General features: G+C 60.0%; 5 protein-coding genes and 1 pseudogene. All 6 read left to right on the forward strand.

What is annotated here, in order from left to right:
- On the forward strand, positions 1-265 hold a 265-nt coding region (locus JKL45_RS29280; RefSeq protein ID WP_246499119.1), incomplete at its 5' end, for an integrase core domain-containing protein.
- A gap of 107 nt (positions 266-372) precedes the next feature.
- Complete coding sequence (locus JKL45_RS29285) at positions 373-630, forward strand: WGR domain-containing protein (RefSeq protein ID WP_201865278.1); 258 nt, start codon at positions 373-375, stop codon at positions 628-630.
- Between the two features lie 113 nt (positions 631-743).
- Complete coding sequence (locus JKL45_RS29290; RefSeq protein ID WP_201865279.1) at positions 744-1,013, forward strand: hypothetical protein; 270 nt, start codon at positions 744-746, stop codon at positions 1,011-1,013.
- A 316-nt stretch (positions 1,014-1,329) separates the two neighbouring features.
- Entirely contained in the window at positions 1,330-1,557 is a 228-nt protein-coding gene (locus JKL45_RS29295) for a WGR domain-containing protein (protein ID WP_201865280.1), read from the forward strand.
- Between the two features lie 234 nt (positions 1,558-1,791).
- On the forward strand, positions 1,792-2,658 hold the full coding sequence (locus JKL45_RS29300; RefSeq protein ID WP_201865281.1) for a transglutaminase domain-containing protein: 867 nt from the start codon (positions 1,792-1,794) through the stop codon (positions 2,656-2,658).
- Positions 2,659-3,035: 377 nt separating this feature from the next.
- Positions 3,036-4,071, forward strand: a pseudogene (locus JKL45_RS29305) (IS110 family RNA-guided transposase).
- Positions 4,072-4,347: the final 276 nt, after the last annotated feature.

The following is a 4,347-nucleotide window of genomic DNA, read 5'->3' on the forward strand; positions in this document are numbered from 1 at the left end:
ATCTTTGCTCAGAAGGCGAACACGCCTCTACGCTATCCAGGCCCGGTTACCAAATTGCTCATCCATGCAACAAGGCGATGGCATGGCCGAAGCCTTCGTGCGTACGATCAAGCGCGATTACATTCGCGTCAGTCCAATCCCGGATGCGCGGACGGTGCTGGACAGCCTTCCTTTATGGTTTGAGCACTACAACAGCCTTCACCCGCATAAGGCGCTCGGGTATCATTCACCGCGTGAGTTCATTGCCTCACGTCAACCGGGATGATCTGTCCAATCTTTCAGGGGCAACAACAATCAACCAGGATGTGGATCTCCATTGGCACCTGATGCTGTCGTAGGCACGGAAGCGGCTGGAGCAGCGCCAGATGTTGGATGCCTGACGAACTCCGGTCCCCGATTAAGCACCACCTGGTGCTGCACCGGATCGACCCGGAGCAAGGGATCCGGCGCTTCTACAGCCTGATGATTGAGCGGGATCTGTTCGGGACCGTGCGCCTGGTGCGCCACTGGGGCCGGATCGGCACCAACGGGCAGGAACTCGTCGAGATCCATGCCGATGAAATCGCCGCAGGGCAGGCGCTCGAGGCCCTTGCTCAAGTCAAGCGGCGGCGGGGCTATCGCGATCTGTGATGCTGTCTGCCTTAGAATCTCCCAAAACACCAGGAATAAAGCCCGTGCTGAGGTGTACTTGGGCAGGTGGCCTTGCGCCGCATCCCCTGCTCAACAGCCAGGAGGCGTGCCCGATGCCCCGATCCCCCTCGCACAACCCTGATGATCCCTTCGATGGTCTGATGCTGCCCATGAGTGCATGGAAGGCCTTGGAGGATGCAAAGATCATCATGCTCGCCCAGTTGAAGGCCGTGGCTCATCGGCTTGAGCAGATCCAGAGCATGGACTCGGAAACCGCTCAGGTGATCAAAGATCGCCTTGCTCGTTTGAGCGCCCGGAGAACCGTGCGGGTCCGGCTGATCTTTACCAAGCAACCGCGTCGAAGCGCCGCCGCGGGGCAATAGACGTACTCTGGGCGGATCAGTTTTGCTTCTCGAAGCCGCATTAGACCGGCTGTTGCAGGGCATTCGGCATTGCCGAGGCGGGTTACGACAACGGCGGAGCCAGACTCAGAACCCATGAGGGGCCAGCGATGGACGATTGGCATCCAATCAGCACAGCACCCCGGGATGGCACCCCTGTCGTTCTCTGGCCGAGCGATAGAGATACTCCGCCCATCTTCCCTGAAGTGGTGGGGTCTTGGATCACCAACAGCATGATTGGGGTCAGTTACTGGCGGACCTTTGGTGATCGGAGCGGCACACTCTTCCGCTCTGACGAATGCTTTCGCGGTTGGAAGCCTCTGCTTCGCGATCACAATGCCTGACGATCTCCGATCTCCGATCCGCGATCAAGCATCATCTCGTCCTGCACCGGATCGACCCGGAGCAGGGCGTGCGCCGCTTCTACAGCCTGATGAGTGAGCGGGATCTGTTCGGGACCGTGCGCCTGGTGCGCCACTGGGGCCGGATCGGCACCAACGGGCAGGAACTCGTCGAAATTCGGTAGATAAAGAATTTCTATTGCCACGGATCCACCACATTAAGTGTGAACAAGTCCTTCGGGTTGTCGAGGTTATAGTCTCGGCGCCGTAAGCACTGCAACGCGACCCATCGCGCCAGTTTCAGCTTGAACAAGTATTTTGCGTAAAATTCCTCATCTTTGATCCACGTCTCATTCATCAACAATCAAGCATCGCTCAAAGGCCTCGTCATGAGAGGCTCAACAATACTTGGAAAATAAATGGCAACCATCAAGAAGTCACTGACTGCTGATATCAGCGTCACGAACACGGACAACCAAGCGGGCTACGTCAACCTCGCTGTAACCGTTCCCGTCAGCCACGACGCCCAGCAGAAGCTGGTGGACATCCTCAGCGATGAGGGGTGGGCGCTCGAGCATCACGACAATGGCGACGCCTACCTTTCGCGCAAGCAGTACATCAACGCAGGCCAGACCTACCGCGACAAGATCGACTTCAGGGTCGATGTGAACGACTACTCCCTCGACTTCACTCAGAAGACGCCGGGCGAGTCGATGAGCGCAAGCGACCGCACCAAGTACATGAGCCCCGAGAAGCTAGTCGAGAGCAACAATCCGACGATCGTCAAGATCGCCAACGAGATCAAGGCGGAGCACCCGGGGGACGTGTGGGCGCAGGCCAAGGAGGCCTACGACTACCCCATCGAGAACTTCAGTTACGAGAACATGTCCCAGAACAAAGGCGCGGCCTGGGCCGTGTCCAATAGCGGCGGCGACTGCACGGAGTACGCGGCCACGACCGCTGCCCTTCTGAAGGCGATGGGCATCCCGGCCAAGATGGTGAACGTGTTCTGGGGCGGGACCGACGGCGAGCTTCAGGACGCCAACTTCCCGACCCACGCCCGCCTCAAGGCGTTCCTGCCCGACAGGGACAGCTCGGGCTCGCACTGGCACATCCTCGACCCGCAGCTCGGCGCGAACTCTAAGCGTTTTGATTACGGGTTCGGGTTCGGCTCGTCGGACTCCGTGGACTATAACCACGGCGCGTGGACTTATTCGGCGGTGGCCGCTCAGTCGGGGGTCGGTCGCTTCTCCACGGACCTCTCTTACTCGCTGATTGATCTCTGAGGATGGTGTGACGCCTAAGGGTTTCTTCCCGATCATCGGGACGTTCGGCTAGCTGAACTGCAGCAAATCCAGCTTTCAACAGGGCCTCGGCAGGGTCTCGAATACCTTTCACTATTGGACGAAAGAAAGGCCGGGAACTGAGCTCTTCCCGGCCTCTCTCCGCTTGGTCCCGACCATCAGTCAGGAGCCGCCGCATCTCCAGGCGCGAAAACTATAGCTGGCTCCGCATGGTCCTACCTCAGGAACCTTCCCCTAGCTGTTCAGATGGGGTATTCGGCTTGAGCCCCATCTGCAACGGCAATGGTTAGAAGGCAGCGCTTTGAGCTGATGATAGCGTGAGGGTGTCCCCTCACAAGCATCAGGAAAGGGCGCGCAGCATGAAGCACTACGCTGGACTGGACGTCTCTCAAAGAGACCTCGATCTGTATCCTGGACGAAACGGGTTCCATCTGCCGTGAGGTGAAGGCACCCAGCCATCCTGAGGATCTTGCCCGTGTGCTCCAGGATCCGACCTGGCGGCTGGCCCGGGTCGGGCTCGAAGCCGGCCCCCTGTCGCAGTGGCTCTACAGCGGGCTGGCCGCGGCCGGCTTGCCGGTGGTCTGCATCGAGACCCGGCACGCCAAGGCGTTCCTCAAGGCACAGGTGAACAAGAGTGACCGCAACGACGCTCGCGGCATTGCCCAGATGATGCGGGTCAACCTGTTCCGGCCGGTGCACGTCAAGACCGTCACAAGCCAGCAGCGTCGTGCTCTGCTGACCGCTCGCAAGCTGCTGCAGGAGAAGGCGATTGCGATCGAGAATGACATCCGCGGTTTGCTGCGCAACTTCGGTCTCAAGGTCGGCGTGATCGGGCCAGTCGGCTTTGACACGCGGATCCGGGAACTCGTGGACGGCAGGCCGGAACTGGCAGACATCGCGACCTCCCTGCTTGCCGCCCGACAGACATTGCGGGAGGAGGTCTCCCGCCTCCATCGGAGGGTCCTGGCAATCGTCAAAGATGACGGCACCTGCTGCCGCCTGATGACGGTTCCAGGCGTCGGACCTGTGGTTGCCCTAGCCTTCACCAGCACCATCGATGTGCCGGCCCGCTTCAGGCACTCAAAGTCTGTTGGGGCTGCCTTAGGGTTGACGCCAGTCCTCAAAGAGCCAGGGGAGAGCAAGCGCGTCGGATGCGTCTCCCTCTGCGGAGATGGAATGATGCGAACGCTGCTCTATGAAGCAGCGCAGGTTATGCTTACCCGCGTGAAGAAGTGGTCCTGGCTGAAGGCCTGGGCGATGAACATCGCCAAGCGAGGCAGCCTGCGCAAGGCGATCGTCGCGTTGGCCCGGCGCCTGGCTGTGATCATGCATCGGATGTGGAGCGATGGGACAGAGTTCCGCTGGACCAGGGATGATGCCACGGCCTGCGCCTGATCCGACGGAGAGGTCTCAACGATAGAGGGAGCATTGCAAGTTCCACCCCCGGTGGACAGGTGTCCTTCGCGGGATGAAGGATGAGGCCAGAGCGTGCCGGGACTTGGTCGGGCGTGTCACTACGGTCAGACCGCTGTTCAGATTGCTCGTCTCATTCTCCTGATCCCATGCTGGGACGGCTCGAGAGCCGATCCCGAAGGGTCACGTCCGTCAATGAGTGTAAATTCGGGTGCGGTTTGAGGTGGCCATTGGTCAGCTCGCCTGTGGGGTGATTGC

The organism is Microvirga soli (assembly GCF_016734765.1).
Lineage (GTDB): Bacteria > Pseudomonadota > Alphaproteobacteria > Rhizobiales > Beijerinckiaceae > Microvirga > Microvirga soli.